Below are 3,313 nucleotides of genomic sequence, written 5' to 3'. Positions count from 1 at the left end.
TCAGACGTCGGCGCCGTTCCTGCGCGGCCTGACCGGCGCCGACGGCGTGGCACTGTTCGGCCGCGACGGTGACCTGCTGGCCCGCGACCCCGCCGACGAACCGGTGTGGACGGCCGACGTCGTCGACGATTGCGAACGCACGGCGGCGCAGTCCATCTCCGGTGAGCGCCGGGTGCTCGAGGCCGGCCGGACGTCGGCGGTGGTGGCGCAGCCCCTGCTCGCCGAGGACGGCGACGTGCTCGGCGTCCTGGTCGTGGTGACCACCCGCACGCCGGGCCCCGGCCTGCTCGGCGCCGTCGGAGAGGTCGCCCGGTATGCGGCCAGCCAGCTCGAACTCGCCGAGCTCGACGCGTCGCGGGCCCGGCTCGACCGCGCCGAGGTGCTCGCGCTGCGCGCCCAGATCAGCCCGCACTTCATCTACAACGCACTCAACACGATCGCCTCGTTCGTGCGCACCGATCCCGACCGGGCCCGCGAGCTGATCCTCGAGTTCGCCGACTTCACCCGCTACTCCTTCCGCGCGGCGGGCCCGTACACCACGCTGGCCGACGAGCTCCGCAACATCGACCGGTATCTGACACTCGAGCGCGCGCGGTTCGGCACTGCGCTGGACGTCCGCCTGCAGGTGGCTCCGGAGGTGCTCAACGTCGTCGTGCCTTTCCTGGCGCTGCAGCCGCTGGTGGAGAACGCGGTGCGACACGGCCTCGCCAGTCAGGCCGGCGGATCGGTCGAGATCATCGCCCGCGACGAGGGGTCGGACTGCGTCATCACCATCGAAGACGACGGCGCGGGAATGGATCCCGCGGCGCTGAGGGCGGGCTCGGGCGACGCGCTCAACGCGGCGACCACCGAGTCGGCGCACGTCGGCCTGACGAATGTGGATCATCGCCTGCGGGCGGCGTTCGGCAACGATTACGGTCTGGTGGTCGAAACCGCGATCGGTGCGGGCACCAAGGTGATGATGCGGGTGCCGAAGTTCCGGTCCGGTGTCCGGGCCGGCGGAGGAGCGTTCGGGTGAAGGTCAGATGACCGGCCTGACGGTGCTCGCCGTCGACGACGAGGCGCCGGCTCGCGACGAACTGGCCTACCTGCTCGGCCGCCATCCCGGCATCGCCGAGGTGCACAGCGCCGCCGACGCCACCTCGGCACTGCGGGAACTCAACCAGCGCACCATCGACGCGATCTTCCTCGACATCAACATGCCGGGGCTGTCCGGCATCGAACTCGCCGGTGTGCTCGCCAACTTCGCACACCGGCCCGCGGTGGTGTTCGTCACCGCTCACGAGGACAAGGCGGTCGCCGCGTTCGACGTCGGCGCCGTCGACTACCTGCTCAAGCCGATCCGTCAGGAACGCCTCGACGAGGCGGTGCGCCGCGTCGTGGCTGCGCGGTCCGCCGAACCCGCGTCCGCGGAGGCCGCGGCGGCGCCGGAGTCCGACGTCATCCCCGCCGAGGTGGGTGGCGTCACCCACCTGGTGCCGCGCGAGAGCATCGGGTGGGTGGAGGCGGACGGTGACTACGCGCGGCTGCACTCGGCATCCGGCTCGCACCTGGTGCGGATCCCCCTGAGCACTCTCGAAACACAGTGGCGCAACTACGGTTTCCAGCGCATCCACCGCTCCTACCTGGTGGCGCTGCGGCTGGTGACGGGGCTGCGCACCGCCGACGGTGCGGTGCTGGTGCGGTTGCGCGCCAACGGCGCGTCGCCCGCCGTCGAGCTCCCGGTGAGCCGGCGTCAGGCCCGGGAGCTGCGTGACCGGGTGGTCCGCGATCCGATGCGTCATCTCAAACCGCTGGCTGGCGATGAGTAGCCCGGACCGGCCCCAGCGCGAGCGCGTCGTGCTGGCCCACCGCCGCGGCGCACGCATGGTGCGCACCCGCGTCGAGGTGCAGGAGCAGACCCAGGTCGGCGACGCACTGGTGCGCGGCCTGGTGCGGGCGCAGTTGGGCCTTGCGCTGCGGCTGGCCGCCGTGGTGATGTCCGCCGTCACCGCGATCGTCGTGGTGAACAGCGCCTTTCCCGGCCTCGCCGACGTCGACGTGGCGGGTGTCCGGGCCAACTGGCTCATCCTCGCGGTGCTGGCCTACCCGCTGCTCTACGGTGTCGGCCGCCTCTACGTGCGGTTGGCCGAACAGTCTGAGCGGGACTTCGTGCGCGTCGTCGACAGCGAACCGTGACCGGCTCCCCGCTGACCGCGGCCGCACTGCTCGTCTCGGCGCTGGCCACCATCGCGATCGGTGCGTACGGAGTCCGGTTCTCGCGCACCACCTCCGACTTCCTGGTCGCGTCGCGCAGCGTCGGCTCGCAGTGGAACGCCGCGGCCATCTCCGGTGAGTACCTTTCGGCGGCATCGTTTCTCGGCGTCGCGGGCCTGATCGCCAAGTACGGCGCCGACGCACTGTGGTACCCCGTCGGCTTCACCGCCGGTTACCTCGGGCTGCTGCTGTTCGTGGCGGCCCCGCTGCGCCGCTCGGGCGCCTACACGGTGCCCGACTTCGCGGAGTTCCGCCTCGGCTCGGCCCGGCTGCGGAAGATAGCGATGCTCACCGTCGTGGTGATCTGCGTGTTCTACCTGGTACCGCAGTACCAGGGCGCGGGGCTGGCACTGAGAACGCTTCTCGGCGTTCCGGTCTGGATCGGGCCGCTGGTCGTCGGCGCGATCGTCGTGACCAACGTGGTCGCAGGCGGCATGCGGTCGATCACCTTCGTTCAGGCGTTCCAGTACTGGCTGAAGCTGACCGCCGTCGCCATCCCCGCGCTGGCGCTCACCGGGTTGTTCTTCACCGGCGGCGGCGAACTCGGTGGGCCGCTGCCGCCGACCGTGCAGCAGGACACCACCGTGGCGATCGAGACCGACGTCGTGGTGCAGGTCGCCGCGCCGGCCGGGATCACCGTCACCGGGATCCTCGACGGGACGCCGGTGACCGACGCCGCCATCGGCACATCCGGCGAGCACACCCTGAGCGCGGGCAGCACGCTGACCCTCGCCGCCGGAACGCCCACCCCCGTGGTCGCGGGCACCCCCGGCGCGGGCTCGGAGTGGCTGGCCTCCGGCGGTGGTCTCGGCGGGAGTCATCCGCTGTACCAGGTGGTGTCGATCATCATCGCGACGTTCCTCGGCACCATGGGGCTGCCGCACGTGCTGGTGCGCTTCTACACGAATCCCGACGGCCGGGCGGCGCGCCGGACCGCGCTGGCGGTCATCGCGCTGCTGTCGCTGTTCTATCTCTTCCCGACCCTGCTCGGGGTGTTCTCCCGGTTGTACGTGCCGCAACTGCTCATCACCGGCACCGCCGACGCCGCCGTGCTCCT

Annotated in this window: 4 protein-coding genes; all 4 read left to right on the top strand. The window is 71.4% G+C overall.

All coding sequences use genetic code 11. The annotated features are described in order from the left end of the window. Positions 1-1,018, top strand: a 1,018-nt coding sequence (locus Q2100_RS28775; protein WP_302916777.1) for a sensor histidine kinase, incomplete at its 5' end; no start/stop codon positions are given. Positions 1,019-1,025: 7 nt separating this feature from the next. After that, positions 1,026-1,811, top strand: coding sequence for a LytR/AlgR family response regulator transcription factor (locus Q2100_RS28770; RefSeq protein ID WP_302916776.1), 786 nt, complete (start codon positions 1,026-1,028; stop codon positions 1,809-1,811). After that, complete coding sequence (locus Q2100_RS28765) at positions 1,804-2,178, top strand: hypothetical protein (protein ID WP_302916775.1); 375 nt, start codon at positions 1,804-1,806, stop codon at positions 2,176-2,178. Before Q2100_RS28770 ends, Q2100_RS28765 begins: the two co-directional genes overlap by 8 nt. Next, the coding region (locus Q2100_RS28760) for a sodium/solute symporter (protein ID WP_302916774.1) at positions 2,175-3,313 on the top strand (1,139 nt) is incomplete at its 3' end. The genes Q2100_RS28765 and Q2100_RS28760, both read left to right, overlap by 4 nt.

Origin of the sequence: Mycolicibacterium arseniciresistens, assembly GCF_030519285.1 — a bacterium.
GTDB classification, from domain to species: domain Bacteria; phylum Actinomycetota; class Actinomycetes; order Mycobacteriales; family Mycobacteriaceae; genus Mycobacterium; species Mycobacterium arseniciresistens.
This window is presented reverse-complemented; position numbering and strand designations above follow the sequence as displayed.